The sequence below is a fragment of the Actinomadura alba genome, from assembly GCF_014323705.1.
GTDB lineage: Bacteria > Actinomycetota > Actinomycetes > Streptosporangiales > Streptosporangiaceae > Actinomadura_C > Actinomadura_C alba.
On the sequence record NZ_JABVEC010000035.1, the window covers coordinates 23,701 to 50,043 of the forward strand.

General features: G+C 69.9%; 21 protein-coding genes. 6 read left to right on the top strand and 15 right to left on the bottom strand.

Annotated features, from left to right (window positions below):
• Positions 1-59: 59 nt before the first annotated feature.
• Both malQ and HKK74_RS31720 read right to left on the bottom strand, forming a co-directional pair.
• A complete protein-coding gene (gene malQ / locus HKK74_RS31715; protein ID WP_187247073.1) occupies positions 60-2,303 on the bottom strand; it encodes a 4-alpha-glucanotransferase in 2,244 nt (747 codons plus the stop codon).
• Positions 2,304-2,376: 73 nt separating this feature from the next.
• On the bottom strand, positions 2,377-3,807 hold the full coding sequence (locus tag HKK74_RS31720) for an amidase (RefSeq protein ID WP_187247074.1): 1,431 nt from the start codon (positions 3,805-3,807) through the stop codon (positions 2,377-2,379).
• Between the two features lie 272 nt (positions 3,808-4,079).
• Between HKK74_RS31720 and HKK74_RS31725 the strand changes: the two genes are divergently transcribed.
• Positions 4,080-4,868, top strand: coding sequence for a nuclease-related domain-containing protein (locus HKK74_RS31725; protein WP_187247075.1), 789 nt, complete (start codon positions 4,080-4,082; stop codon positions 4,866-4,868).
• 102 nt (positions 4,869-4,970) lie between these two features.
• The gene (gene ilvD, locus HKK74_RS31730; protein WP_187247076.1) at positions 4,971-6,833 is read left to right on the top strand and encodes a dihydroxy-acid dehydratase; all 1,863 of its coding nucleotides are present in this window, start codon (positions 4,971-4,973) and stop codon (positions 6,831-6,833) included.
• Positions 6,834-6,836: 3 nt separating this feature from the next.
• Here ilvD and HKK74_RS31735 read toward each other — a convergent pair whose 3' ends face one another.
• Genes HKK74_RS31735 through HKK74_RS31745 form a run of 3 tightly spaced genes read right to left on the bottom strand, consistent with a single transcriptional unit; the run spans position 6,837 to position 7,976 of the window.
• A complete protein-coding gene (locus tag HKK74_RS31735; protein ID WP_187247077.1) occupies positions 6,837-7,202 on the bottom strand; it encodes a cupin domain-containing protein in 366 nt (121 codons plus the stop codon).
• A gap of 29 nt (positions 7,203-7,231) precedes the next feature.
• Positions 7,232-7,453, bottom strand: coding sequence for an FmdB family zinc ribbon protein (locus HKK74_RS31740; protein WP_187247078.1), 222 nt, complete (start codon positions 7,451-7,453; stop codon positions 7,232-7,234).
• A gap of 13 nt (positions 7,454-7,466) precedes the next feature.
• Positions 7,467-7,976, bottom strand: coding sequence for an HNH endonuclease (locus HKK74_RS31745; RefSeq protein WP_187247079.1), 510 nt, complete (start codon positions 7,974-7,976; stop codon positions 7,467-7,469).
• 323 nt (positions 7,977-8,299) lie between these two features.
• Here HKK74_RS31745 and HKK74_RS31750 point away from each other — a divergent pair, with 323 nt between their 5' ends.
• A complete protein-coding gene (locus HKK74_RS31750) occupies positions 8,300-10,408 on the top strand; it encodes a prolyl oligopeptidase family serine peptidase (RefSeq protein WP_187247080.1) in 2,109 nt (702 codons plus the stop codon).
• A 45-nt stretch (positions 10,409-10,453) separates the two neighbouring features.
• On the opposite strand, the gene HKK74_RS31755 is transcribed toward HKK74_RS31750, so the two are convergent.
• Together HKK74_RS31755 and HKK74_RS31760 are read right to left on the bottom strand one after the other, a co-directional pair.
• Positions 10,454-11,035: a GNAT family N-acetyltransferase gene (locus tag HKK74_RS31755; RefSeq protein WP_187247081.1), complete on the bottom strand. Its 582-nt coding sequence runs from the start codon at positions 11,033-11,035 to the stop codon at positions 10,454-10,456.
• Between the two features lie 8 nt (positions 11,036-11,043).
• Entirely contained in the window at positions 11,044-12,681 is a 1,638-nt protein-coding gene (locus tag HKK74_RS31760; RefSeq protein WP_246492173.1) for a helix-turn-helix domain-containing protein, read from the bottom strand.
• A 330-nt stretch (positions 12,682-13,011) separates the two neighbouring features.
• On the opposite strand from HKK74_RS31760, the gene HKK74_RS31765 reads away from it, so the two are divergent.
• The 3 genes from HKK74_RS31765 (at position 13,012) to HKK74_RS31775 (ending at position 15,071) form a co-directional block, all read left to right on the top strand.
• Positions 13,012-13,296 (top strand): hypothetical protein, encoded by a 285-nt coding sequence (locus HKK74_RS31765; protein ID WP_187247082.1) that lies wholly within the window; start codon positions 13,012-13,014, stop codon positions 13,294-13,296.
• 378 nt (positions 13,297-13,674) lie between these two features.
• Positions 13,675-14,676 carry a mechanosensitive ion channel family protein gene (locus HKK74_RS31770; protein WP_312881987.1) on the top strand — a complete coding sequence of 334 codons (1,002 nt, stop codon included), beginning with the start codon at positions 13,675-13,677 and terminating at the stop codon, positions 14,674-14,676.
• 11 nt (positions 14,677-14,687) lie between these two features.
• Positions 14,688-15,071, top strand: coding sequence for a globin (locus HKK74_RS31775; protein WP_187247083.1), 384 nt, complete (start codon positions 14,688-14,690; stop codon positions 15,069-15,071).
• A 72-nt stretch (positions 15,072-15,143) separates the two neighbouring features.
• On the opposite strand, the gene HKK74_RS31780 is transcribed toward HKK74_RS31775, so the two are convergent.
• The 8 genes from HKK74_RS31780 to cobA all read right to left on the bottom strand — a co-directional run bounded on the left by HKK74_RS31780 (position 15,144) and on the right by cobA (position 26,284).
• A complete protein-coding gene (locus tag HKK74_RS31780) occupies positions 15,144-16,553 on the bottom strand; it encodes a S28 family serine protease (protein WP_187247084.1) in 1,410 nt (469 codons plus the stop codon).
• A 170-nt stretch (positions 16,554-16,723) separates the two neighbouring features.
• Positions 16,724-17,164: an acyl-CoA thioesterase gene (locus tag HKK74_RS31785; RefSeq protein ID WP_187247085.1), complete on the bottom strand. Its 441-nt coding sequence runs from the start codon at positions 17,162-17,164 to the stop codon at positions 16,724-16,726.
• Between the two features lie 56 nt (positions 17,165-17,220).
• Positions 17,221-18,885 carry an energy-dependent translational throttle protein EttA gene (gene ettA / locus HKK74_RS31790; RefSeq protein ID WP_187247086.1) on the bottom strand — a complete coding sequence of 555 codons (1,665 nt, stop codon included), beginning with the start codon at positions 18,883-18,885 and terminating at the stop codon, positions 17,221-17,223.
• A gap of 63 nt (positions 18,886-18,948) precedes the next feature.
• Complete coding sequence (locus tag HKK74_RS31795; protein ID WP_187247087.1) at positions 18,949-20,238, bottom strand: GGDEF domain-containing protein; 1,290 nt, start codon at positions 20,236-20,238, stop codon at positions 18,949-18,951.
• 372 nt (positions 20,239-20,610) lie between these two features.
• The gene (locus HKK74_RS31800; protein WP_187247088.1) at positions 20,611-21,243 is read right to left on the bottom strand and encodes a single-stranded DNA-binding protein; all 633 of its coding nucleotides are present in this window, start codon (positions 21,241-21,243) and stop codon (positions 20,611-20,613) included.
• Positions 21,244-21,540: 297 nt separating this feature from the next.
• A complete protein-coding gene (locus tag HKK74_RS31805) occupies positions 21,541-23,244 on the bottom strand; it encodes a GTPase family protein (RefSeq protein WP_187247089.1) in 1,704 nt (567 codons plus the stop codon).
• Positions 23,241-25,031, bottom strand: coding sequence for a GTPase family protein (locus tag HKK74_RS31810; protein WP_312881989.1), 1,791 nt, complete (start codon positions 25,029-25,031; stop codon positions 23,241-23,243). Before HKK74_RS31810 ends, HKK74_RS31805 begins: the two co-directional genes overlap by 4 nt.
• On the bottom strand, positions 25,028-26,284 hold the full coding sequence (gene cobA / locus HKK74_RS31815) for a uroporphyrinogen-III C-methyltransferase (protein WP_187247090.1): 1,257 nt from the start codon (positions 26,282-26,284) through the stop codon (positions 25,028-25,030). Before cobA ends, HKK74_RS31810 begins: the two co-directional genes overlap by 4 nt.
• Between the last annotated feature and the right edge of the window lie 59 nt (positions 26,285-26,343).

Here is a 26,343-nt window from a genome sequence, read left to right on the forward strand (position 1 = left end):
CCTGGGCCAAGATGACGATCAAGGATCGTGGCACGCACAGATGCCACGATCCTTGATCGTCACTCCCCGGCTCGGCGGGGCTCTCGCCCGCTCACGGCGTTGATGACGGCGGCGACCGCCGTCCGTACGTCCGGATCGTCGCGCAGGTCCTCGAGCAGGACGGCGCGTCCCTCGGCGTCCGCGAGCGGCACACGCCAGTTCGGGTACTCGTCGGTCGTGCCCGGCTGGTTCTGGGTGCGGCGCTCGCCGACGGCGTCGGCCAGCGAGATCCCGATGAGCCTGGCGGGGGTACGGGCGAGGAAGGCGTGCAGCGCGGCCACGATCTCGCGGTCCGACCCGCCGCCCTGTTCAAGCAGCCCGTGTTCAAGCAGCCCGTGTTCGAGCAACCCGTGTTCGAGCAACCCGTCCTCGAGCAGCCCGAGCTCGAGCAGCCCGAGCTCGGTCAGCGACTTGATCCAGTCCGCGAGCGCGCGTTCGTGCTCGGCCAGTTCCTCGGCCACCGGCCGGGTGAGCAGCCCGAGCCGGTTCCTCAGCTCGATGTGGTCGCCGTGCAGAAACCCGGTGATCGGTGGCATGTCGTGCGTGCCCACGGTGGCGAGGCACAGCTCCCGCCACCGCTCGGGCGGGAGCGGCGCGCCCCGCTCGTCGCGCTCGAACCACAACAGGGAGGTGGTGAACGCGCCGCGCCCGGCGAGGTCCTCGCGGAACCCCGGCTCGACCACGCCGAGGTCCTCGCCGATGAGGACGGCACCCGCCCGCGCCGTCTCCGAGCACAGGACGTCCAGCAGCGTCGGCCGGTCATAGCCGACATAGGTGCCCTGGTCGGCGGCCGCGCCCTCGGGGATCCACCACAGCCGCGACACCTGCATCGCGTGGTCGAGGCGGAGCCCGCCCGCGTGCCGCAGCGCGTACGCGAGGATCTCGCGGTACGGCCCGTACTCCGCGGCCGCCAACCGGCCGGGGTGCCAGGGGGGCTGCCCCCAGTCCTGGCCACGCTGGTTGAACTCGTCCGGCGGGGCCCCGACGCGCATCCCGGAGGCGAACATCGCCCGATAGGTCCACGCGTCCGCGCCACCCGGGTGCACGCCGACCGCCAGGTCGTGCACGACGCCGATCGCCATTCCGGCCTCGCGCGCGCTGCGCTGCGCCGCGCCGAGCTGCCCGTCGAGCCGCCACTGCAGCCAGGCGTGGAGGTCGACCCGTCCGGCCAGCCGATCGCGGGCGGCGGCGACGGAGGGTGAGCGGGGGTCGCGCAGCTCGGCCGGCCAGTCCCGCCAGTCCGCCCCGTGCTCTTCGGCGAGGGCGCACCAGGTGACGAAGTCGGTGAGGGCGGCTCCCTCCCCCGCCCGGAACGCGGCGAACTCGGCCTCCTCCGCGGCCGTACGGGGACCTCGATGGAGTATCTCCAGGGCGCTCAGCTTGGCGGCCCACACCGAGTCCCGGTCCAGCGGCCCGGTCGCGTCACCGCGGCCCCGCGCGCCGTTCCTCATGAGCGCGGCGAGCCCGTCGACGCGCCTCCGGTCGTCCTCGGCGATGGCGGCGTACTCCGGCACGTCCTCGACCCGCAGATAGAGCGGAGCCGCGAAGCGGCGGCTCATCGGGAAGTACGGGGACGGCCCGATCGGGCGCACCGGCTCGGTCGCGTGAAGAGGGTTGATCAGGACGAACCCCGCGCCGAGCTCGTCACCGCTCCAGGTGGCGAGATCGGCCAGATCCCGCAGATCCCCGAGCCCCCAGGATGCCTCGGACCGCACCGAGTAGAGCTGGGCCATGAGACCCCAGGCCCGTGCCGCCGGGGGTTCCAGCCGGCGTGGCGCCACGAGCAGCGCGGCGCTCTCGTGATGAGCGCCGCGCTCGGCGTGCAGTCGGTGCCATCCCACCGGGATGTCCGGGGGCAGCCGGAGCTCGTGTTCCTCCCGGTCGCGCCCCAGTGTCTCGTGCCGCCGGCGGGCGGAGGGCCCCGCGCTCAGGGGCACGACGCCGCCGCCGTCGAGCTCCACCCAGACCCGGCCGGCCGCCGGAAGCCGGAGCGGCTCGGCCGGCGAGGCGCCCGCGGGCCGGTGGGACGACGCGGCCACCGCCGGATGGACGACCACCGGGGGCAGCAGCCGGGTGCTCCACTCCTCGCCTAGCCGGCGGAGTTCGGCCCGCACGGACGCCGGAGACGACGCGTCCACGTCCATCGCGGCCAGTACGGCCCTGATCGTGTCGGGTGGCACCTCGACATGCCGCCCGCGCCAGTCCGTGTAGGCCGTCCCGACCCGGTATTCGCCCGCAAGTTCGATCAGATCCAAGTCCGCCACAGCACAACCATGCCCATCGAAGACCAGAACAACGCGATCGCCGATAAAACGGGCGGCTGCGGCCGGATCCGGATCAGGCGGTCCAGATCGGCGGCTTGCGCCCGATCCAGGGGCGCGCGGCCTCGAGCTGGGCCGACAGCGAGATCAACGTGCCCTCGCCGCCCAGCCGTCCGGCCAGCATCACGCCGATCGGCAGGCCGTCCTCGGTCCAGTGCAGCGGCACGCTGACCGCGGGCTGGCCGGAGATGTTGTAGAGGGAGGTGAACGGAGTGAACCGCTTCTGCCGCTCGAAGTTCTCCGCCGGATCCACGTCGTGGAAGTGACCGATCGGCACCGGCGGCAGGGCCAGCGTGGGATGCAGGATCGCGTCGTACTCGGCCATGGCGGTGAGGCTCACCCGCAGCGTCCCCTGGAGCTGCGCGTGCGCCGAGAGCAGCGCATGGGCGGTCACCGCGTCGCCCCGCTCGCGCAGCCAGCGGGTGAGCGGCTGCAACCTGTCCGCACGGAGGGGGTCGACGGGCGTCATCGTCGCCATGACGCTCCAGAGCGTCTCGAAGATCGGCACCAGATCGGGGCCGTACGGCGGCGCGAAGTCCACGACCTCGTGGCCCAGTTCGGCGAGCAGCGAACCGGCCTCCTCATAGGCGGCGACGCAGTCGGGATGGACGACCGCGCCCGGCACGACCGGCTCGATCGTGCGCGCGATGCGCAGCCGTCCCGGTTCCCGGCGGGCGTAGGCCGCGAACGTGTCGCCCGCCGGCAGGGGCGGCGCGAGGAACAGGTCGCCGGGCTTCGACCCGGACATCACGTCGAGCAGCGTGGCCGCGTCCAGGACGGTCCGCGCGATCGGCCCGTTGGCGGACAGCCCGAACAGGTCCGGGATGATCGGGCCCTGGGACACCCTGCCACGGGTCGGCTTGATCCCGAACAGGCCGCAGACGCTGCTCGGGATCCGGATCGATCCTCCGCCGTCACTGCCCTGCGCGACCGGGGCGAGGCCCGAGGCGACCGCCGCCGCCGCGCCTCCGCTGGAGCCGCCGGCCGACCTGCCCAGATCCCAGGGGGTACGGGCGGGCGGAGCCACCGCGTTCTCGGTGTAGCACGGCAGCCCGAACTCCGGCGTATTAGTCTTTCCGATCATGATCGACCCGGCGTCCCGCAGCGATGTCACGACGTGATCGTCCGCGAATCCCGTAAGGTCGTCGAAGACGGCCGACCCGAAGGTCATCGGCACGCCCTGCACCATGTTGAGGTCCTTCACGGGGACCGGGACGCCGAGCAGCGGCGGCAGGCCGGCCGGATCCGCGGCCTCGAGCACGATCCGCTCCGCCTTGCGGGCCTGCTCTCGCGCCGACTCGCCGGTGACGGTCACGTAGGCGCCCACCTGGTGATTTACCCGTTCAATACGACCGAGGTAGTGATCAACGATCTCAACAGGGGAAAGCTCACGGTTGCGGACCGCTGCCGCCTGCCGCGTCGCGGTGAGGTCGTGGATATCAGTCACAAAGCCGAACAGTAGACGCCCCCGAAGCCCGGATCAAAGGTGGGCGGGGAGGGACGGCGCGGGAGGGACGGCGCGGCGGGCCGCCCCGGGGACGCACCTGGGCATGCCAGGAGCAGCGGTGCACAGAACTTACCCTGGCCGCCCGCCAATGAATCACACATGCGAGGCGACAAAAGTATAAACCTGACAAGACTAGTCGCCGGTAAACGAAATGCTTACTCTGCGCACAGAGGATCACGCATCTTCCCGGAGAGGAATACGGAGCGTTAAAAATGTCGATTATGGGGCGGGACGGTAAGACCCATTCGGCAGACGGCCATCCGCGGGGGGGCGAGTCCCCCCGGTCTCGGGAACAGACCTACGGTGACCTGATCAGCGACCCGCAGGTCCGCCGGTGGGGCCAGCGCGTGGGCGTCGCGATCATCATCGGCCTGGCGATCACCATCTTCTTCGGCCTCCGCGTCGGTTTCACGGTCGCCGTGGTGGTGGTGATCGCGGACACCGTCCGCCGGGCCCGTACGCAGTCCAGCGTCGACGCGTGGCGGAAGTCCTCCGCGGCCGAACGCCGCACCGAACGCCAGTTGCGCGGCCTGGAGAAGAGCGGGTGGCGGATACTGCACGCGCGCGCGGTCCCCCGCGACGACGATGGCGTCAGCGACGGCAAGATCGACCATCTGGTCATCGGCCCGAGCGGCGTCTACGCCATCGACTCGGAGAAGTGGGACAAGCGCCTGCCGGTCCGGACGCTCTCGCACCGCAAGCTCTTCCACGGCCCCTTCAACAAGAAGGACCGGCTCGACGAGGCGTGCTGGGAGGCCGGCCAGGCAAGCAGGCTGCTCAGCGCCCAGGTCGGCTTCGACGTACCGGTCCAGCCGTCGGTGGCCATCTACGGCCCGTCCATCCCGTGGAAGGTGATGACCGTACGGGACGTCGACGTCTACTCGGGCGGACGGGCGAAGTCCTATCTGCGCCGCCGCCCGAAGATCCTGACCGAGACCGACGTCCAGCGGATCGCCAAGGCGGCCGAGAACATGCTGCCGCCCGCCTACTCCGCCGACTGAGGCCCGGCCTGGCGGCTGAATGTCCAAGTGGTGGGACGGTCGTCTCATCCGAATCCCCGGGGCCGTACGATCGGGAGGACAGCATTCAGTTGGGAGAGCCCCATGCCACCGCTCAGATCACGTACGGTCACGCACGGCAGGAACATGGCCGGCGCCCGGGCCCTCCTGCGGGCCACCGGCGTCGCGCGCGAGGACTTCGGTAAGCCGATCATCGCGATCGCCAACAGCTTCACCGAGTTCGTGCCCGGCCACGTACACCTTCGTGAGGTGGCGCAGGTCGTGGCCGACGCGGTCCGCGAGGCCGGCGGGGTCCCGCGCGAGTTCAACACGATCGCGGTCGACGACGGCATCGCGATGGGGCACGGCGGCATGCTCTACTCGCTGCCCAGCCGCGAACTGATCGCCGACGCGGTCGAGTACATGGTCAACGCCCACTGCGCCGACGCGATGATCTGCGTGTCGAACTGCGACAAGATCACCCCGGGCATGCTGATCGCCGCGATGCGGCTCAACATCCCCACCGTGTTCGTGTCGGGCGGGCCGATGGAGGCCGGCAAGGTCACCGTCGTCGACGGCGAGGCCAAGACGATCCGCAAGCTCGACCTCATCGACCCGATGATCTCTGCGGCGGACGAGAGCGTCTCCGACGACGAGCTCACCGAGATGGAGGAGAACGCCTGCCCGACCTGCGGGTCGTGCTCGGGCATGTTCACCGCCAACTCCATGAACTGCCTGACCGAGGCGATCGGGCTGTCGCTGCCGGGCAACGGCACCACGCTGGCCACGCACACCGCCCGCAAGCGGCTCTTCGAGGACGCGGGCCGGCTGATCGTCGACGTCTGCCGCCGCTACTACGACGGCGACGACGACTCGGTGCTGCCGCGCAGCATCGCCACCCGCGACGCGTTCGAGAACGCGATGACGCTCGACGTGGCCATGGGCGGCTCCACCAACACGATCCTGCACCTGCTCGCGGCGGCCCACGAGGGGCAGGTCGACTTCGGCCTCAAGGAGATCGACGAGCTGTCCCGCCGCGTGCCGTGCATCTGCAAACTCGCCCCGGCGACCTCGAAGTATCACGTCGAGGACGTCCACCGGGCCGGGGGCATCCCCGCGCTGCTCGGCGAGCTCGACCGGGCCGGGATGCTGCACCGCGACGTGCACACCCTGTACAGCGCCTCGCTGGGCGAGTTCCTCGACGCCTACGACGTCCGCTCACCCAACGTGCACCCCGAGGCGGTCGAGCTCTTCCACGCCGCGCCGGGCGGTGTCCGCACGATCCGGCCGTACGCACAGGACACCCGGTGGGAGAGCCTCGACCTCGATCGGGCCGCCGGCTGCATCAGAGACGTCGAGCACGCCTACACCAAGGACGGCGGCCTGGCCGTGCTCTACGGCAACATCGCCCCCGAGGGTGCGATCGTCAAGACGGCGGGGGTCGAGGAGGAGCTGTGGACCTTCTCCGGCCCGGCCGTCGTCTTCGAGAGCCAGGACGACGCCGTCGACGGGATCCTCGGCGACCAGGTCAAGCCGGGCGACGTCGTGGTGATCCGCTACGAGGGCCCCAAGGGCGGGCCGGGCATGCAGGAAATGCTCTACCCGACCAGCTTCCTCAAGGGCCGCGGGCTCGGCAAGGCGTGCGCGCTGGTCACCGACGGCCGGTTCTCCGGCGGCACCAGCGGCCTGTCCATCGGGCACGCCTCGCCCGAGGCGGCCAGTGGGGGCCTCATCGCGCTGGTCGAGAACGGCGACCGGATCGTGATCGACATCCCGCAGCGGTCGCTGGAGCTGGACGTGCCCGAGCAGGAGCTGAGGGCCCGCCGCGAGCGGCTGCTGGCCGACCTCGGCTCCTACCGTCCGCGCGACCGGCAGCGTCCGGTCAGCGTCGCCCTGCAGGCTTACGCCGCGATGGCCACCTCGGCCTCCACCGGCGCGGCCCGCGACATCACCCAGCTCTCCGGCTGATTCTTACTTCTCATCCCGGTGCACCGTGCCGGGGGCGAAGGCGGGTAGGCAGACGGCTATGTACTCGGCGCCCTCGGCGCCGGGCGAGCTGTAGCGGACCCACTCCCCCGGCTTGGTGTGCACGGCCTGGCCGGCGCCGACGTTCATGCTGCCGCCCTCATACTCCACGAGGAGCGTGCCCTTCAGCACCACGGTGTACTCGTCGAACTCGGGGCGCTGGCCAGGCTCGGCCCAACCGGCCGGGCTGCGCATGTGGGCCACGCTGAGCCGCTCGTCGCCGGTGTTGACCCGGCCGACGTACTCGTCGATCAGCTTCGGCGGCTCGCCGGCGGCGGTCACCCGGGACGGATGTTCGATCAGTTCAGGCATGCCGCCAAGAATGCCCCACGGCCGGGCGGTCAGCCACAACAACCCCCGCCACAGCAACCGCCGCCCCCACCCGCCGGGCGGGTGACCGGCGCGGCCGCCCGGGAGGCACCGGTCATCGCGACCGTGGACAGCAGCTTGACGGTGTCATCGTGGCCGCCCGGGCACGTTGCGGGCGCGGACGACTCACTCATCGGGCGGGAGAGCTCGAAGCTGTCTCCGCACGCCCGGCATCGATACTCATAGCGCGGCACCCCCTCAGGGTACCTAGGCCGCGGGCTCGGTGACATACGGCGCCCATTGCGGATCACCGTCGTGGATGACGCCGATGAGCCGCCAGTGGGCGCCGCGTGGCACCACCGGGGTGACGTGCAACGCCCACCCCAGCTCCTCCAGGAGTCGATCGGCCTTACGGTGATTACAGGTCGAGCAGGAGGCGACGCAGTTCTCCCACGTGTGCTTGCCGCCACGGCTGCGCGGCAGCACATGATCGATCGTCTCGGCCCGGCGGCCGCAGTAGGCGCACTGGAAGTTGTCCCGCCGCATCAGCGCGGCGCGGGTCAGCGGCACCCGCGTCCGGAACGGGATCCGGACGTACCGGCGCAGCCGGATGACCGAAGGTACCTCGATGGACGCCGTCGCGGACCGCAGCCGGGCTCCGGTGACGTCGTGATGAACGACGTCGGCCTTCTCTCTGAGCACGAGACATACCGCCCGCCGGAGCGGCAGAGTGGTGAGCGGCTCGTACGTCGCGTTCAGGAGGAGGACCTGTCGCATCAGACGACCTCCGCGGGCGCACAGGCGCCGACCGCCCGCGGGGACACGCTGATGCGTGCCTCGGTGGGAGGCTCGACCTGTTCCTTCGGCACCTGCGCCACGAGGACCTCCTCAGGGGCGAACTCGAAGCTGCCATCAGTGTGGCTCGTGAGGGCCCCATCACGCTACCCGTCAATTTCGACACGCCGCGACGGTTGGTCATCCCGAGCCTACCTACGGCCCGAGAACACGGTGCTCCGCGTGTGATGGCAAGAACACGTAAAGTGGCGGATGGTGCGAAAGCGGGGCACGGAGCAGTCCTACCAGGACGTAAGGTGCGATCCATGAGCCGACCACCGTACCCGGCCGCGCAGCGCCAGGGCATCGTCGAGGATCTTCACGGTCATCAGGTCGCGGACCCGTACCGCTGGCTCGAGGACCCGCAGAGCGATGACACCAAGAAATGGCTCGCCGCCCAGGACGAGCTCTTCCACCAGTCGGTGGACGATCTACCCGGCCGGGAGCGGCTGCGCGCGCGGCTGACCGACCTGCTCGGATCGGGCAGCATCGGCGCCCCGGTATGGCGCGGCGACCGGCGCTTCTTCGTCCGCCGGACGGCGGAGCAGGAGCACGCCGTGCTCTACACCGTGGGCGCCGACGATGTCGAGCGGACGCTGCTCGACCCGATGGCGATCGACGACTCCGGGCGCACGACGCTCGACTCCTGGCAACCGGACAAGGAGGGCCGGCTGCTGGCCTACCAGCTCTCCCACGGCGGCGACGAGGAGTCGGTGCTGCGGGTGATGGACGTCGAGACCGGCGAGGAGATCGAGGGGCCGATCGAGCGCTGTCGGTACACCCAGATCGCCTGGCTGCCCGGCGGCGAGGCGTTCTACTACGTTCGGCGCCTGCCCGCGAGCGAGGTGCCCGAGGGCGAGGATCAGTACCATCGCCGCGTCTACCTGCACCGCGTCGGCTCCGACCCCGAGACCGACGACGTGATGATCTTCGGCGAGGGCGGCGAGAAGACCACCTACTACGGCGTGTCGGTGAGCAGGGACGGCAGATGGCTGGCCCTGTCGGCCGCACAGGGCACGGCTCCGCGCAACGACCTCTGGTTCGCCGACCTGTCCGTCTCGACGATCGAGGCCCCGGCGCTCACCGTGATCCAGGAGGGCGTCGACGCCGAGACGGGCGTCTACGTGGGCCGGGACGGGCGGGCCTACCTCTTCACCGACCGGGACGCGCCACGGGCCCGGTTGTGCGTCACCGACCCGGCCGACCCCTCGTACGAGACGTGGCGTGATCTGATTCCCGAGGACCCCGAGGCGGTGCTCAGCGACTTCGCCATCCTGGACGGGCCGGAGCTGGACCGGCCGGTGCTGCTGGCCGCCTGGACGCGGCACGCGATCAGCGAGATCACCGTGCACGACCTGGTCACCGGGGAGCGGATCGGCGAGGTGCCCACACCGGGCCTGGGCACGATCAGCGGAATCGTCGAACGCCCTGAGGGCGGGCACGAGGCGTGGTTCGGCTACACCGACCACGTCACGCCCACCTCGGTTCAACGCTATGACGCCCGCACCGGCGGGACCTCCCTGTGGCAGGCAGCCCCCGGCACGGTGAACCTGCCCGACGTGCGGGCCGAGCAGATCGCCTACGAGTCCTACGACGGCACCCAGGTACGGATGCTGGTCATCTCCCGGGCCGATGTGGCGGCCGGCGACCAGCCGCGGCCGACCGTCCTGTACGGCTATGGCGGCTTCAACGTGTCGCTGACGCCGTCGTACTCCCCGACCATCCTCACTTGGGTCGAGGCGGGCGGCGTCTATGTGATCGCCAACGTGCGCGGCGGCTCCGAGGAGGGTGAGGACTGGCACCGGGCCGGCATGCTCGACCGCAAGCAGGCCGTGTTCGACGACTTCCACGCTGCGGCCGAGAAACTGATCGCGGACGGCTGGACCACGCCGTCGCGGCTGGCCATCTCGGGCGGCTCCAACGGCGGCCTGCTCGTCGGCGCGGCCCTGACCCAGCGGCCGGACCTCTACCGTGCGGTCGTCTGCTCGGCTCCGCTCCTGGACATGGTGCGGTACGAGAAATTCGGCCTCGGCCAGACCTGGAACGTGGAGTACGGCTCTGCCGAGGTACCCGAGCAGCTCGGCTGGCTGCTGGGCTACTCCCCGTACCACCACGTCGAAGAGGGCGTGGAGTATCCGGCGACGCTCTTCACCATCTTCGACAGCGACACCCGGGTCGATCCCCTGCACGCCCGCAAGATGTGCGCTGCACTCCAGCACGCGACGTCGTCGGCGGAACCGATCCTGCTGCGCAACGAGGCCGAGGTCGGGCACGGGGCCCGTGCGGTGAGCCGGACGGTGCAACTGGCCGTCGACACGCTGTCGTTCATGGCGGCCCGCACGGGCCTGCACCTACGGGATGATCTGCCGGGTTGATCTACGGGTCTGATCTACGGGTCTGATCTCGCGGACGCCGGCACCTCAGGTCGGGCCGAGCACCTTCTCGCCGTAGATGTTGACGATGCCGCGGATGACCTCGCGGCGGGTCTCGCGCCAGCCGAACCTCTGGTAAAGGGCCAGCGCGGGCGCCTGCAGGTCGGTGGTGTCGCCCTGGAGTAACCGGTAGCCGAGCTCGATGGCCCGTTCCTCCAGGGCGAGGACGATCGCTGCACCGTAGCCCCGCCGCTGGACGTCGGGGTGCACACGGAGCCGCACCATCTCGGCGGTGTGCTCGTCGACCCGGCGCAGACCGCCCATGGCGAGCACCCGGCGCCTCTGACGGCTCTGATCCGTGAACCTGCCCGTGATCCGCGCGGACCGGCCGACGACGAACTCGCCGCCGTTGTCCAGGTAGATCTCCTTGAGCGCGGGGAAGTCATGGTCGTAGTAGACGCCGTCTCCGGGCCGCAGCCCCACCTGGGCGAGCCCATCGTGGTGCAGCGCGAGGACGGCCGTGTGGTCGGCGGAGCGATACCGCCGAATGGTGAGATCGCCGAACTCCCAGACAGGGGGCTCCGCGCGGCGCCGGATGAGCTCCCGGACACCGCTGTCGCGGTTCGTCATCCCGGCGGTCAGACCGGCTCGGGCGACGACGGCCGAGGAACCGGCGGCGTGATCGTCGGGCTCTGCACCGATGGACCGGACAGGGCCTCGCGGAAGTCCTTCACCTCGGGGATCTCGCCGTGCTTGGCGGCCACCGCCGCGTTGAGCTGCCGGGCGCGGTGCAGCAGGATGTCGGAGCGGTGCTCGTCGGGCAGCTCCAAGATCGCTTCCTTGGCCGTGGTCGCCGCGGCACCGGGTTCCCCGGCGTACAGCTTGCACGCCGCCCGGTTGAGCCGGACCAGCGTGCGGTCGACCCGCTCGGTCGCCGAGTACAGCGTCAGAGCGTGGCTCAGCACCTCTTCGCCCCGCTGGTGATCACCGAGATTGGTGAAGGTGTCGCCTTCGTAGAACGACATCTGACGCTCGGTGAAACCATAAGCGAGATCATTCAGATCGGCCTTGGACAACTGGTCGAAGACGGCACGGCTGCGGACGAGGGCACGCCTGGCGCCGGGTGCGGCGTCGGACCGGCCGCGCAACGCGAGCTGGCCGAGTGCCCGCGCCTCGACGGCGGGGGCCATGGCGGCCGCCACACTGGGCGTGCGGCCGGCCAGGTCCTGCGCCTTCCGGGCGAGGTGCAGCGCCTCCCGCGGGTCCCCGTAGTACATCGGGACCAGCGCCTCGCGCACGGTCACCCAGGCGCGCAACGGCCTGTCGCCGGTCTCGTCCGCGGCGGTACGGGCGGTGCGGAAGAACGAGCGCGCCAGCCGGTGGTCGCCCAGGTTGATCATGATGAGCCCCGACATGCCGGCGAGCTGGGCGGCCAACCGGCACAGCCGCTCCTGCAACTCGATGGGCTGCCGGTGATCGCACATGCGGCGCACCTCGCTGAAGTCCAGCAGCACGTCACAGAGCATGCGCAGGGAAGGAGTGGCCTGGTACTGCTGGCCGTACCCGAGGGTGGTCTCCTCCCACTGGTCGAGCATCGTGGGCGACACGGTGGCGTTGACCAGCGTGTCGTCCATCCTGCGGCGAAGGTTGTCGATAGCGCCGAGAAACTGACCATCGAGGGTCACGCCCGCTCCGGCGAGCAATTGCAGAAGGGTCCTGCGAAGCACGATGTCCTCCTCTCCTACATCCGCGCAGGCAGGCTCCCTTGCGCGGTCAGAGCCATAGAGACCTCTAACTTGATTGATCCAGTTCCGGTTGTCCGGCATGCTCACGACGACAGAGCCGACAAGTGCGTCCGATTCGCCTTGAACTTGGACTAACGGCGGCGTATCGGGACGTATGGCATGCTTCTGGCCGCAGATGCAGCGACCGGGAAAACCGAGCCCATCGGGATCGACCCGGAACACGCGGCACAGGTAGTGCAGATATTCCGGACCCGGCCTCTTGTAGCCGCTTTCATAAGCCGACAGCAGCGTCTCGCCGAGCTTGGGGGTGGGCCTGTCCTCGAGTTCGAACAGCGCTCTTACCTGGGCGACCACGTCCGACAGCGACACGCCGAGAGCAAGGCGATGCGCCTTGATCAGGCTGGTGCCGAAGAGGCGGCCGCATTGATCGTGTATATCCGATGCGATCTTGACGGACGTCTGCCGTCGGGCCAGACCTTGCGCTCGAATTCTGCGCGCTATGTCCGTTTCTTTCTGCGGGGGTTCGGACATCCGTTCCGGCCTCCTCGCCGCCAGGGCGACCGGTAATCAATCACGTTGATTACTCTTCGTGACGAAGCGTAACTCTCACGAGGCCGCAAGCCAACCCATTCACAAGAAATGAGGGTGCACCGGGTGCCCAGCACTGCTCGCGGGCGTAAATATGTCCTCCCAAGGATGAGAGACCTACACCGGGTTCGACATTTGTCCTCTCGCGGGCATACGCCGCGCTTGACCAACCAGCGAGGTACTTGCAATTCTCGCCCCGCATAGCAGTGCGTATCCGCTTGATCACACAGGACGGTCCCGAAGACGCCACCACGGACGGAAGAGGGTGCTCAGGTGTTACCCGACAAGCGCGTCGGCTACCTGGAAGAGCTGGTGCACGAACTCGGAACCCACGGGCTGATCGCGAGAGTGGTGCAGGCCCGAGCCGACGACCCCGTGTTCCTGCGGGTCGTCAATCCCGAGGCCGCGAGCCTCTCAGAGAACGTGACCTGCGCCCCCGCGCCGGACACCCGCGATGACTACTACTGGTGGTCATGGGGCGAGCGTCTGCACCAGGTCGGCGACCCGGGAGGCGCCGCCATCAAGGTGGCGCGCGTCCTGGACGTCCGCCGCCATTAGCCCGGGTGTGTCCCGTGTCCCCGGCTGGAACGGCGCGGCGGCCGGATCGCACGGGCACACCCGGCCCTCCTCCACACCCGCAGTGGTGGACCACGGGCCCCCGCCACGGACCCACACCGGATCGGCGGACGGCCCTTTCCGGACCTCGCCGGGCCGGCGCGAACCAGCGCGCGCCGGCCGGGCGGGGTTCGCCCCTCCCCGGGTCGAGATCCGTCCCTCCCCAGGTCGAGCCGTCCCTCCCCAAGCCGAGATCTGCGCGTCGCGCAGGCGGTGCCGGATGAACCGGTCCCCGCCGTCCCCTACGATCGGCTCGTACCGCCGCCGACCACGGCGATGTGACGGCGAACAGATCTGACCGGCCCGGGGAGGGTCTCACTCGTGCCACTGTTCTACGAGGCTCTGGCAACACTTCCCTTGTGGGGGCAGGGACGACCGGAGGACCACTGCGGCCCGGGCGAGCCGAGCATCGCCTGCCGGATCAGCTGGGCCACGACGCACAACCCGGACTTCACGAAGTTCTTCAGTACCTGGCTCGACCGGCCTCTCACCGCCCTGGTGCAGATCAGCATCACCCTCCTGATCGCGATGATCCTGCGGCACGCGGCACACCGGCTCATCACCAGGATCACGCTCCGCATGTCCGAGGGCACCATGCCCGAGCGGCTGCGCGAACGGACTCGTACGATCTTCGACGGCAGCCCCGCCCTCATCAGCGAGCGGCGCCGGCAGCGGGCCCAGACCATGGGATCGGTGCTGCGCAGCATCGCCTCGATCCTCATTCTGGGCACCGCGCTGTTCAGCGTCCTCGGGACCGTCGGCCTCAACCTCGCGCCCATCCTGGCCAGCGCCAGCGTCATCGGCGTCGCCGTCGGCTTCGGCGCGCAGAACATCGTCAAGGACTTTCTCGCCGGCATCTTCATGCTGCTGGAGGATCAGTACGGCGTGGGCGATGTGATCGACGTGGGACCGGCGAAGGGCACCGTCGAGGCGGTCAGCCTGCGGGTCACCCGGCTGCGCGACATCAACGGCGTGGTCTGGTACATGCGCAACGGAGAGATCCTCCGGATCGGCAACGAGTCCCAGAACTGGGCCCGCACCGTGCTCGACATCCCGGTCTCCCCGGACGAGGACGTCGACAAGGTGCGCGCGCTGCTCAAGGAGAGCGCCGAGGCGCTCGCCGTCGACCCGCCATGGGACGAGATCATCCTGGAGACGCCGTCCGTGTGGGGCGTGCAGGCGCTGACCGGCGACGCGATGGTGGTCAGGGTCGTGCTCAAGACCGCGCCGGGCAAGCAGGCCGAAGTCGCTCGCCAGCTCCGCGAGCGGGTCAAGAAGACCTTCGATGAGGCGGGCGTCGCGGTGGCCTCGCCGCCCGCATAGGGTTGAGCGCGATGGCTACCGACATGAACTACTTCGAGGCGGTCGGCGGCGAGGAGACCTTTCGTCGCCTCGTCCACCGCTTCTACGAGGGCGTGGCCGACGACCCGGTGTTGCGCCCGCTGTACCCCGAAGAGGACCTCGGCCCGGCCGAGGAACGCCTCCGGATGTTCCTGATCCAGTACTGGGGCGGGCCGTCCACGTACAGCCGGCAACGCGGCCACCCTCGGCTACGGATGCGGCATGTGCCGTTCACGATCGGCGTACAGGAGCACGACGCCTGGCTGCGGCACATGCGCGACGCGGTCAACGAGCTGCAGTTGGCTCCGGAGCACGAGGAGCGGCTCTGGAACTACCTCGTCATGGCCGCCCGCAGCCTGATCAACAAACCGGGCTGAGCCACCCGCCGTACGGGAACGGGCCCGTGCCGTCCGGCTGGACGGCACGGGCCCGTTCGCGATCCGGGAGGGTTACAGGGGCGGGCGGTTGAGCTGCAGCTCGTCGAAGGTGTCGAACGTGGTGTTGAGCTTCCTCGCCTGCTGCTGACCGGACACGCCGGCCCACCGCTGGAGCGCGGCGGTGGCCTTGGCCCGCTCGTCCCCCGGCAGGTAGCCGATCAGGCGTCCGTTGTGGTTGAGGCCGGCGACCTCGTACCAATAGGAGTCCCTGGTGCCTCGGCCCAGGCGGAACGGCTCGGCGCCCCAGGGGTCGTTGGCCCCGTAGAGGAACATCAGGTGACGGCCGTCATTGCGCACCCAGCGGTCGACGTCACGCATCGCCGAGGGCTCGAACCGCATCTTCAGCTCGGCCGGAACGAACGACCGCGGCTGGTAGAGGCCGGCGTACTTCGCGAGGCCCCGCAGGTGATCGAACTTCGGGTACGGCCAGCCCAGCTGCGTGCCGGCCTGGTAGTAGTACGGGACGTAGGGGGTCAGGCCCTGGTCGGAGTAGAAGGAGAAGCCGGCGATCTGGTCGACAAAGGCGTACAGGTCGTCGGTCGTGACCGTCTTCGGGTCGGGGACGCTCGCGCAGGCCGACTGCAGCATGTACTGCCAGAAACCCCACTCGAGGTCCAGCACCGAGGACTCGAAGGCGCGGTCGGGGGTCCCGAGGATGCCGAAGGTCAGGCCCTGCTCCGCGGCCGCCGCCTCGAACTTGGCCAGCATCGCGGGACGGCGCTTGAGCGACTCGGCCGCCAGGTCCTTCAGCCGCTGGCGGCACTGCGGGTCGGTGCCGACGGTCTTGAAGAACCGGTCGTAGGCGCTGTCCTCACGGTTGTCGGCATCGTTCGGCGCCACATAGGCGACGACGCCGTCCACATCCTTCGGATAGAACCGGCTGTGGTAGACCGAGGTCATGCCGCCCTTGCTGGCACCAGTAGAGATCCACTTCTCGCTGTAGATCTTCTTGAGGGCCGTGACCAGGCGGTGGTGGTCGGTGGCGGCCTGCCAGATGTTCAGGTTGCTCCAGTCGGCGGGCTCAGGCCGCGACGGCGTGAAGAACCGCTGCTCCACGGAGATCTGGTTGCCGTCGATGAGCTGCGCGGGCTCCGACCGGAACGTCGGCAGGTCGTTCAGGTTGTAGCCGGACGTGTAGAGCACCATCGGCCGGTCGACGGCCTTGTGCAGCAATGTGAACCGCTGGTCGAAACCGCCCCGCTCCGGGTGCCGGTGGTCGACCGGCTGCCGGTAGCTGAGCAGGAAATAGCGGAACCCCGGGTTGGTGGGCCGCTCAGCGAGCACCTTCATGCCCGGAATGGCCTTGAGCCGCGCGAGGATGTCCCCCTCGGTGGCGCTCGGCGACGCCTGCGCCGAGGCCGTGCTGCTGATGAGCCCCACCAGGAGCAACATCGACAGCAGCAGACCAGAGATCTTCCGCATCCCCACCCCTTTTATGTCGAATCAGCCTGTATCGGGCGTGACATTAGAGGCGAGCAGTGGATATGTGTACATCCGTGCGAGGTTTGTTATGTATCTGTGTTACTTAGGAGCAATGCCGCGAAAGACACTCCGGGGCACGGTGGTCGGTGCCTGGGTCGGTGCCGCGCCGTTCAGGAAGCCGGATGGAGATACCGGCCGATGCGCTCCCGCTCCTGCGGGGTGAACCGGCGCGGACGTACGGCGTCGACGTCGTAGGCGACGATGCGCGAGGTCGCCTTGGCATAGATGTGCTCGTCGTCGCGCACCTCGTAGGCCAGCCGGAACGAGACGGCTCCGGCCTCGGTGACCCACGTCTCGACCCGGATGGGCTCGATGCCGAACATCAGCGGCCGCCGGTAGTCGATCTCGTGACGGGCGATGACCATGCCCCGCACCGGGTGTTCGCCGTTGCGCACGGGGTCGGCGTGGAACATCTCCAACCGCGCGTCCTCGAGGTAGGTCAGGAACCGGACGTTGTTCACGTGCCCCTGCGAGTCGATGTCGCTGAAGCGGATGCGGAACTCGTGCACGTGGCGCTGGGCGGCCACGGGCATGGTCGCGATGTCTTCCATGTCCTCGCCTGATGATCCATGTCCTGGGGCCGGCTCCACGCCGGCCCCACGCGTGCTCAGTCCCGGGTGAGCTTGCGGTAGGTGACCCGGTGCGGCCGGGCCGCGTCGGCCCCGAGCCGCTCGATCTTGTTCATCTCGTAGTCGGCGAAGTTGCCCTCGAACCAGAACCAGTTCGAGCCCTCCTCCCACGCCAGGATGTGGGTGGCGATCCGGTCGAGGAACCACCGGTCGTGCGAGGTGATCACCGCGCATCCGGGGAACTCGAGCAGCGCGTTCTCGAGGCTCGACAGCGTCTCGACGTCGAGGTCGTTGGTCGGCTCGTCGAGCAGCAGCACATTGCCGCCCTGCTTGAGGGTGAGCGCCAGATTGAGCCGGTTGCGCTCTCCGCCGGACAGCACACCAGCGGGCTTCTGCTGGTCGGGCCCTTTGAAGCCGAACGCCGCGACGTAGGCGCGCGACGGCATCTCCACCTGACCGACCTTGATGTGGTCGAGCCCGTCGGAGACGACCTCCCAGACGTTCTTCTTCGGGTCGATGCCACCCCGGCCCTGGTCGACGTACGACACCTGGACGGTCTCGCCGACCTTCAGCGCGCCGTCGTCGGGAGTCTCCTCACCGACGACCATGCGGAAGAGCGTCGTCTTGCCGACACCGTTCGGGCCGATGACCCCGACGATGCCGTTGGGCGGCAGCCGGAAGGACAGCTTCTCCATGAGCAGCCGGTCAGCGAAGCCCTTGGTGAGGTCGACGGCATCGATCACGGTGGTGCCCAGACGCGGGCCCGGCGGGATCTGGATCTCTTCGAAGTCCATCTTGCGGTACTTCGCCGCCTCGGCCGCCATCTCCTCGTAGCGCTCGAGCCGTGCCTTGCTCTTGGCCTGCCGCGCCTTCGGGTTGGAGCGCACCCACTCCAGTTCCTGCTCAAGGCGCTTCTTCTTCTTGGCGTCCTTCTGCCCCTCGACCTTCAGCCGCTCGGCCTTCTTCTCGAGGTACGTGGAGTAGTTGCCCTCGTAGGGGAAGCAACGGCCCCGGTCGAGCTCGAGGATCCAGGTCGCGACGTTGTCGAGGAAGTACCGGTCGTGGGTGACGGCCAGGACGGTGCCCTCGTACTTCTCGAGGTACTGCTCCAGCCACTGGACGCTCTCGGCGTCGAGGTGGTTGGTCGGCTCGTCGAGCAGCAGCAGGTCGGGTGCCTCCAGCAGCAGCTTGCAGAGCGCGACCCTCCTGCGCTCACCACCTGACAGTGTGGTGACCTCGGCGTCCGGCGGCGGGCAGCGGAGCGCGTCCATGGCCTGCTCGAGCTGGCTGTCCAGATCCCAGGCGTTGCGATGGTCGAGCTGCTCCTGAAGCTTGCCCATCTCCTCGAGCAGTTCGTCGGAGTAGTCCGTAGCCATCTGCTCGGCGATCTCGTTGAACCGGTCGAGCATGGCCTTGGTCTCGGCCACGCCCTCCTGGACGTTCCCGAGCACCGTCTTGTCCTCGTTGAGCGGCGGCTCCTGCTGGAGCATGCCGACCGAGAAGCCGGGCATGAGCCGCGCGTCCCCGTTGGACGGGTGCTCCAGGCCGGCCATCATCCGCAGCAGCGTGGACTTTCCCGTGCCGTTCGGGCCCAGCACGCCGATCTTCACCCCGGGCAGGAAGCTCAGGGTGACGTCGTCGAGGACGACCTTGTCGCCGTGCGCCTTGCGCACGCGCTGCAGCGTATAGATGTACTCGGGCATGCCTCAAGCCTATGGGGTCCTGAGGGCAGCTAGCGCCCTGAACCAGGGTGCCGCCCGCCATGATCAGATCGTCGGGGGACGCGGCACCGTGGTGGCCGGGAGGCAGACCCGGTCACGGCCGGACTCCTTGGCCCGGTAGAGCGCGAGATCAGCGGCGGTGAGCAGCTCGATCAGATCCTCGCCGTGCGTGCGGAACAGCGCCACCCCGATCGAGACCGTGACGCCGACCGTGCCGTCGTCGGCGGGCACGGAGAGCCGCCGGACCCAGTTGCGCAGCCGCTCGGCGACCCGGCACGCCTCGACGGTGTCGGTGCCGGGCAGCAGCACGACGAACTCCTCACCGCCGAACCGGCCGGTGATGTCGTAGTCGCGCAACTGGCCGCGCAACGTGGTGGCGACGCCGAAGAGCACCTGGTCGCCGACCAGGTGCCCGTAGGTGTCGTTGACCCGCTTGAACAGATCGATGTCGATCAGCAGCAGCGCCAGCGGCTCGTCGGAGCGGCGCGCCCGAGAGATCTCGGTGTCGGCCTCACGTTGCCAGGCGGCGGCGTTGAGCAGCCCGGTCTTGGCATCGGTGCGGGCGGCGGCCTTCAACTGCTGGTGCATCAGGCTGCGCTGCAGGAGCATGACCGGCGGCAGGGCCAGCAGCAGGTGGCTGAGTGAGATCGCGGCGGCGATGGTCACGAGCATGCCGACGCACAGTTCCACCACGTCGAGGATGAGGCTCTCGCGGTTCCACAGCACCTCGCGCCACCGGCTGTCGGGGGCCGCGCTGCGCGCCGCGACCGCGACCAGCGCCGTGTTGACCACCGTGAACAGCGCCGCGCAGCCCACGGCCGTGGCGACTCCCGGGCCGGAGTCGATCACCCAGGCCGGCGCCCCGCGCAGCGGGTCGGGCACGACCCAGTGGAAGACGTACGACGCAGAGGCGCCGGCCAGCCCGAGGGCCGACGCCACCACGACCCGGCGGTGCAGCAGTGTCCGGCGTACCCGGAACTGCAGCAGTGCCTGCAGCGGGATCGGGATGAGCAACGCGTAGACGGGCGGCAGGAGCAGCGCGACCGGTAGCCACCACGCGGACAGCAGGTCGCGCGCCACGCCGGCGGGCATGCCGAGCCGCCGGGACGCCTCGATGCACACGGCCCCGCAGGCCAGCAGCGCACCGAAGGTGAGCAGCTCGGTCAACCGGAACGGCGTACGCGTCAGCTCGCGCGCGGTCAGGAGTACGTGCAGGGAGACGATCAGGCCCACGTAAATCGCCAGCCGGAGCGGATGCGGCATCGGCGGCATCCGCCGCGGCCCGTGAGCCAGATCCGTCCGCTCGGTGGCGGATGGCTGCTGCACTGCCGTCATACTTCCCCCATCGGTCGGGACAGCCCTCGGTGGGTCCTGCGCACGCCGCAGTGATTCACGTTGTGTAACACGATAGTTGCAAAGTGTGCGTGGCGGGCCGTGAACGGGTACCTTCGTTTACGCACACGTGGGCGCATTGGGATCAACGCCCACGTTGGGACCTGCGGTCACGTGGTTCTCAGCACATCCCAGAGGGGGAGCACACCATGCGCGGCATTTCATGGATATGAGCGGCGCCTCCGGCCGCGGACGGCCGCGCGCCCTTCCACGCGGCCGGCGAGGCCGGCCGCACTGACCCTGCCTCTCGGCAGGGGCGCCGCCCCGATGAGACGACGCCCCGAACCGTGTGCGCTCGGACGGCTCACCCGCCGGTCAAGCCGCCGTGGTCCGCACGTCGAAGCGGCCGAGATCCGCTCCATCCCCTTCCTCGTCCTCTTCTCCCTTGTCCACAGCGGCGCCGTCGGCATCGGCCAGGTGCCCCTCGGAGGGCCCGGCCGACCCGGTGGTGGACGACCCCGTGGCGGACGTCTCGCTGGGCTCGAACTCGTCTTCGTCCGTCGTGGGAGCCGGCCCGCCGGCCTCGGCCCACCGGTCGTTGTGCTCCGCCGCCTCCGTGCGGTCCTCGCTGGTCATGACACCCCCGCGCTGGACCCGCCGGAACTCGGCGCACCCACGGGTGAGGTCATGGCCGAGAGTGGTCGCCTCGATCTCGGCGGAGAAGCGCAGTTGCTCGTCCTTGACGTACTGCCGGATCCGCAGCCGCCCGGTGACGAGCACCGGGTCACCCCGCTTCAGCTTCGAGGTGTTGACGTTGTCGGCGAGGCCCCGCCAGCAGTTCACCGTCACGAACATGGATTCCATGTCCTGCCATTGCCCGGTCTGCCGGTCGAAACGGCGCGGCGTGCAGCCGACCCGTAACGACAGGAAGGACGTTCCGTGCTGCGTGACCGTGTAGAACGGATCCTGGGCCAGCCAGCCGACCAGGGTGACGTGCGCGTCGTTCATCGAATCCTCCACTCGGTGTCTCGTGAGGCCGGTAACGACCCCGTCCGACACCACCGTGAAGCACCACACCCCTCAGCGGGAGCCCAGACCGCGATCTGTGGATAACTCCCCGTCACAACTGCATGATCACGGCGAGATGGTGCCCAACCCGCTCACGAAGAACATCTGCGAGCGGGCGCGCGGCGGCTGGACTGAGGAGCGAAGGAGTGAGGAACGAACGACTGAGCGACGAGGGAAGCCGCCGCGTCAAAGCGCCCGCGAGTCGCCGCGCCGGAGGCACGGCCATTCAACAGAGCGTCAAAGCGCCCGCGAGTCGCCGCGCGGAGCGCGGCCATTGAGCAGAGCCCGGTACCTGGCGTACACGTCCAGTTCCGCGCTGACCGGGTTGAGGACCCTTTCCCTGGCCACCGCTCTGATGCGGGTGCGCATGTGGTCCTCCATCCGTTCGCCGTGCTTGGCCGACGACAGCGCGACGACGTTGCGGCAGGCCGAGGAGGTGAGGGCGCCCATCCCGAAGGTACAGGCGACGAGGACGGCCACGTAGGGGATCAGGCCGGAGTCGCCGACCAGCCCGTCGGTGGCGTCGTCGGCGCCGAAGACGCCGTGGAACACGAGCAGGCCGATCCAGATCAGGCCGATCATCGTGACCAGGACGAGGAAGTACTGCCAGGTCTTGACCAGCCACCACCAGCGCGGCACCTGGTTGAACGCCGGGAGGGCCTCTTTGAGGGAGATCCCGAGCGCCTCCGGGAGGGACGCGGCATGGGAGCGGCTGGCGGCGCGTACCGATCGGGCCCAGGGCTCGGGAAGGCCGTTGACGACCTCGTCGGTCACGCCCTGCAGGGCGTTGTCGACGTCGCCCTGCTGGGCGCCCACCGGGCCCGTGAAGGCGCCGCGCAACTCGTCGCGCAACTCGGTGAGCCGCATCTTGCGGAGCGGGTCGCTGCGCAGCCGGGCGGCGGTGCGGGCGATCGGCCAGCCGACGTAGTCGACCGCGCGGAGTTCGTAGGCGCTCTCCATGACCTCGGCGACGGCCGGCGCCCCGGCCGCGTCGGTGAGCGCGTCGACCAGCGCGGTGGCCCGGCGGTCGTCGACGGCCGCCGGTGGCTCGTGTCCGCCGTCGAAGGCCGCGAACCGGTCGACGAGGGCGCCGAGGTCGGTGGCGAGCCGCTCCGTACGGGCCCGGCGGGCGGTGACGGCGTCGACGAGGACCTCGCGGATGCCGGTGACGCCGCCCTCGGCGACAGTCGAGGTGGTGACGATGCGGGGCTTGTGCAGGCCCTCGGCCTCGAGCAACCGGCGGAGGTCGGACACGCAGTCCTCGACCTCCTCGGGCTGCAACCGGTCGACCTGGTTGAGCACGACGAGCGTGACGCCGGCGTGCCGGGCGTACGGCACTATGTAGTTGCGGTGCAGGGAGGCGTCGGCGTATTTCTGCGGGTCCACCACCCAGACGAGCAGGTCGGCGATGGTGACGAACCGGTCGACCTCGGCGCGGTGGGCGGCCCGGATCGAGTCGTGGTCGGGGAGGTCGAGCAGGACGAGGCCCTGCAGCGATCCGTCGGTGCCCGTACCGGTCTCGCGGCCGCCCGACCCGTCGAGCGCGCTCGCCCTGGCGTAGCGGAAGCGCTTGTCGACGTCGAGCCAGTCCAGCAGGGGGCCGGCCCCGTCGAGGCCCCAGACGCAGGCGTGCGCCTGTGAGGTCATGGGCCGCCGCACGCCGACCGGGGACAACTCGAGCCCGCAGATGGCGTTGAACAGTGACGACTTCCCGCTGCCGGTGCCCCCGGCGAGGGTGACGACCGTGTGCTCACCCGACAGCCGCAGCCGTTGCCCGGCCCGCCCGAGCAGTGTCGCGGTCTCGTCCAGGAGCTCCTGGTCGAGCCGGCCGGCGCCGAGCTCGACCAGCTGTTCGAGCGCTTCGAAGCGGCCGGACACGCTGGTGCCGTCCGCGGACGGGTGCGCCGAGGGCTGGAACGCGCTGGTAGCGGTCGTGGTCATCGTGCGACCTCGAGGTTGTATGTCGCCTGGTAGAGCTGGACGGCGGTGTTCTCATCGGGGATCCCGGCGGCGTCGATCGCCTGCCCGAACCGGATGGCCTCCTCATCGAACAGCATTCCGATCCGGCTGCGCAGGTCGGCCCGGGCCTTGGCCCCCATGCCGCGCAGCGACTCGGCGCCGAAGAGCGCCTTGAGCAGCCGCTGCGGCACGGCGCTGGTGCCGCCTTCGACGGCGACGTCGCTCGTGCCGTACGCGAGCAGGCCGACCGTGAGCACCAGTGAGAGCGCCTCTTCGTCGAAGGACACCAGCTTGGCGACCGAGCGCTTGGTGACGCCGTCGGTACGGATCAGTTCGAGGACGTGGTCCTGCCAGGCGCTGACGGCCCGGGTGACGCGGCGGGCCAGTTCCGGCGAGGCGTGCTCGAGCGCGGTCACCCGTGCCGCGCCGGCCCCGGCGCCCTGGCCGCCCACGAGGATCTCGCGGCCCGCGGGGTTCTCCCGCCAGCGGGTGACCACCTGCTCGGCGGCATGGTCGGCACCGGCCAGGATCAGCGACTCCAGCCCCGCGCGCAGAGCGCTCTTGAGCGCCCTGACCCGGGTCGGGGTGCGACGCCGCCGGTTGGACTTGCGGGCGGCACGGCCGCGCTGGACATGCAGCGCGCGCACGAGGTCGCCGGTGCCGGCGAAGTCCTGCCAGCGGGCGAGCACCTCGCCGCGCAGCAGGGAGCCGTTGCGGGTGGCCTCGTCGAGTTCGGCCAGCGCGGTGGCGTAGCCGGCTTCGACGTCCGAGCGCAGCGCCGTCCTCAGCTCGACCTGGGTCTCGACCTGCTTGGCCAGCTCTGGGACACGGGTGCGGAAGCTGTCGAGCACGCCGCCGAAGGTGTCGCGGATCACATCGGAGCGGCGCTCGTCGCTGTCGGCGAGGCCGACGAGCCACTCGCGGACGTCCTCGACGCACTCTTCCGGCAGCCGGCTGGCCTCGATCTTGGTCTCGGGGATCGTGAAGCGCTCGGCCTCGCCGACGCCGTGCTCCTCGAGCATCTCGACGAAGTGCTCGACGACCTCGGAACCCGCGCCCTGCGGCACCCGGGACAGCACGGTGCCGATGGTCGCGCCGTGCTCCTTGGCCCGTTGCAGCATCTGCCACACCTGGGCGTCGGCGTAGCGGGCGGCCGTCGTCACGCACAGCCACAGATCGGCGGCGGCCATCAGCTTGGTGGCGAACTCGTAGTGGTCTTCGAAGACCGAATCGAAGTCCGGGCTGTCCAGCAGCGCGAGCCCCGCCGGCAGCGCCTCGCTCTGCATGATCACCAGCTGGTCGCCGACCACCGCGTCGGGGGCCGGGCCGGGGACCTTCGCCATGCCCGGCAGCAGGGGGCCCTCAAGGAACCACTCGGCGTGGTCGGGATGGCAGACCAGGATGGGGCTGCTCGTGGTCGGCCGGAGCACACCGGTGGCGCTCACCCGCTCGCCGACCAGGGTGTTGACGAGCGTCGACTTGCCCGCTCCGGTGGAACCGCCGAGCACGACGAGCATGGGGACGCCCGCGCTGCGCAACCGCGGCAGGACATAGTCGTCGAGCTGATTCCTGATCTCCAGCTGGGCGGCGCGGGCGTCTTCGGCGCCGGGCACGTCCAAGATGAAGCGGAACGAGTCGATCTGGTCGCGTAGCTCGATCAGGACCCGGCCGAGATCGGCCGAGGATGCGGAAGTGACCGCTGTGTACTTTCCGGTTCCGGCTCCGGCTCCCGCCGTCTGAACAGCGCTCTGATCCGCCGGGGTCGTCACGGGCCCTGTCCCATGTCCGCTCTCATCAAGTCGACTTCCCGCGCCACGTCCACCACGTCTCCGACGACCACGATCGCCGGAGGTCGCACGTCCTGTGCCGTCATCTCATCCACCACCGTGTCGAGCGTCGCCGTGAGCGCGCGCTGGCCCGGCAGCGTACCGTCCTGGATCACGGCGACCGGCGTGTCAGGGGACCGACCATAGCGCATGAGTGCTGCCGCTATGAGGGTCATGCGCTCGACGGCCATGAGCAATATCAGGGTTCCCCGCGATCGGCCAAGGGCCGCCCAGTCGACGGTCGAGCCGGACGCGTCCGGGGCCAGGTGCGCCGAAACGACGTGGAACTCCTGGCTCACACCACGGTGCGTGACGGGGATGCCCGCCGCCGACGGTACGGCCACCGCGCTGGTGATCCCGGGGACCACCGTGACCGGGACGCCGTGCCGGGCGCAGTGGAGCACCTCCTCGGCCCCGCGGCCGAACACGAAGGGGTCGCCGCCCTTGAGCCGAACGACGAACCTGCCCTGCCTGGCGTGCTCGACCAGCAGCTCGTTGATGCGCTCCTGGGTGGCCGACCGGCCGTACGGGATCTTGGCCGCGTCGATCACCTCAACGTCGTTCGCGAGCTCGTCGAGCAGCAGCCGCGGAGCGAGCCGGTCGGTGACGACCACGTCGGCGAGGGCCAGCAGCCGGCGACCGCGCACAGTGATCAGGCCGGGGTCGCCGGGGCCACCGCCCACGAGAGCGACGCCGACCGGCTTGTGCCGGGAGTGGCGGGACTCGATGCTGGCGTCGCGCAAGCCGTCGGCGACGGCGTCACGGATGCCGGCCGCGCGCCGGGGATCGCCGCCGGCGAGCACGCCGACCGAGGTCTCGCCGACGAGCGCCGTCGCCGGGGTCCAGGCGGCGGACGCCTCGGCGTCGTCGGCCCGCACGCACCAGGTCTGCCGCTCGTCGGCCTCGGCGGCCACGGCGGCGTTGACCTTCGGGTCGTCGGTGCACGCCTGGACCAGCCAGGCTCCCGCGCAGTCGCCGGTGGCGTACGGCCGGCGTTCCCACCGCACCTGACCACCGGTGATGAGGTCCTCGAGCGACGGCGTCACCTCGGGGGAGACGAGCATCAGGTCGGCGCCGGCGGCCACCAGCGAGGGAACCCGGCGTTGCGCGACCCGCCCACCACCGACGACGACGACACGTCGCCCGGTGAGACGCAGGCCGAGCAGGTACGGGGGCACGGTATCGATCTTTCTCATCGCGGAACCGACCACCACTTCGCCCGGTGGCCGGACCATGACAGGCAGGTGTGTTCGCG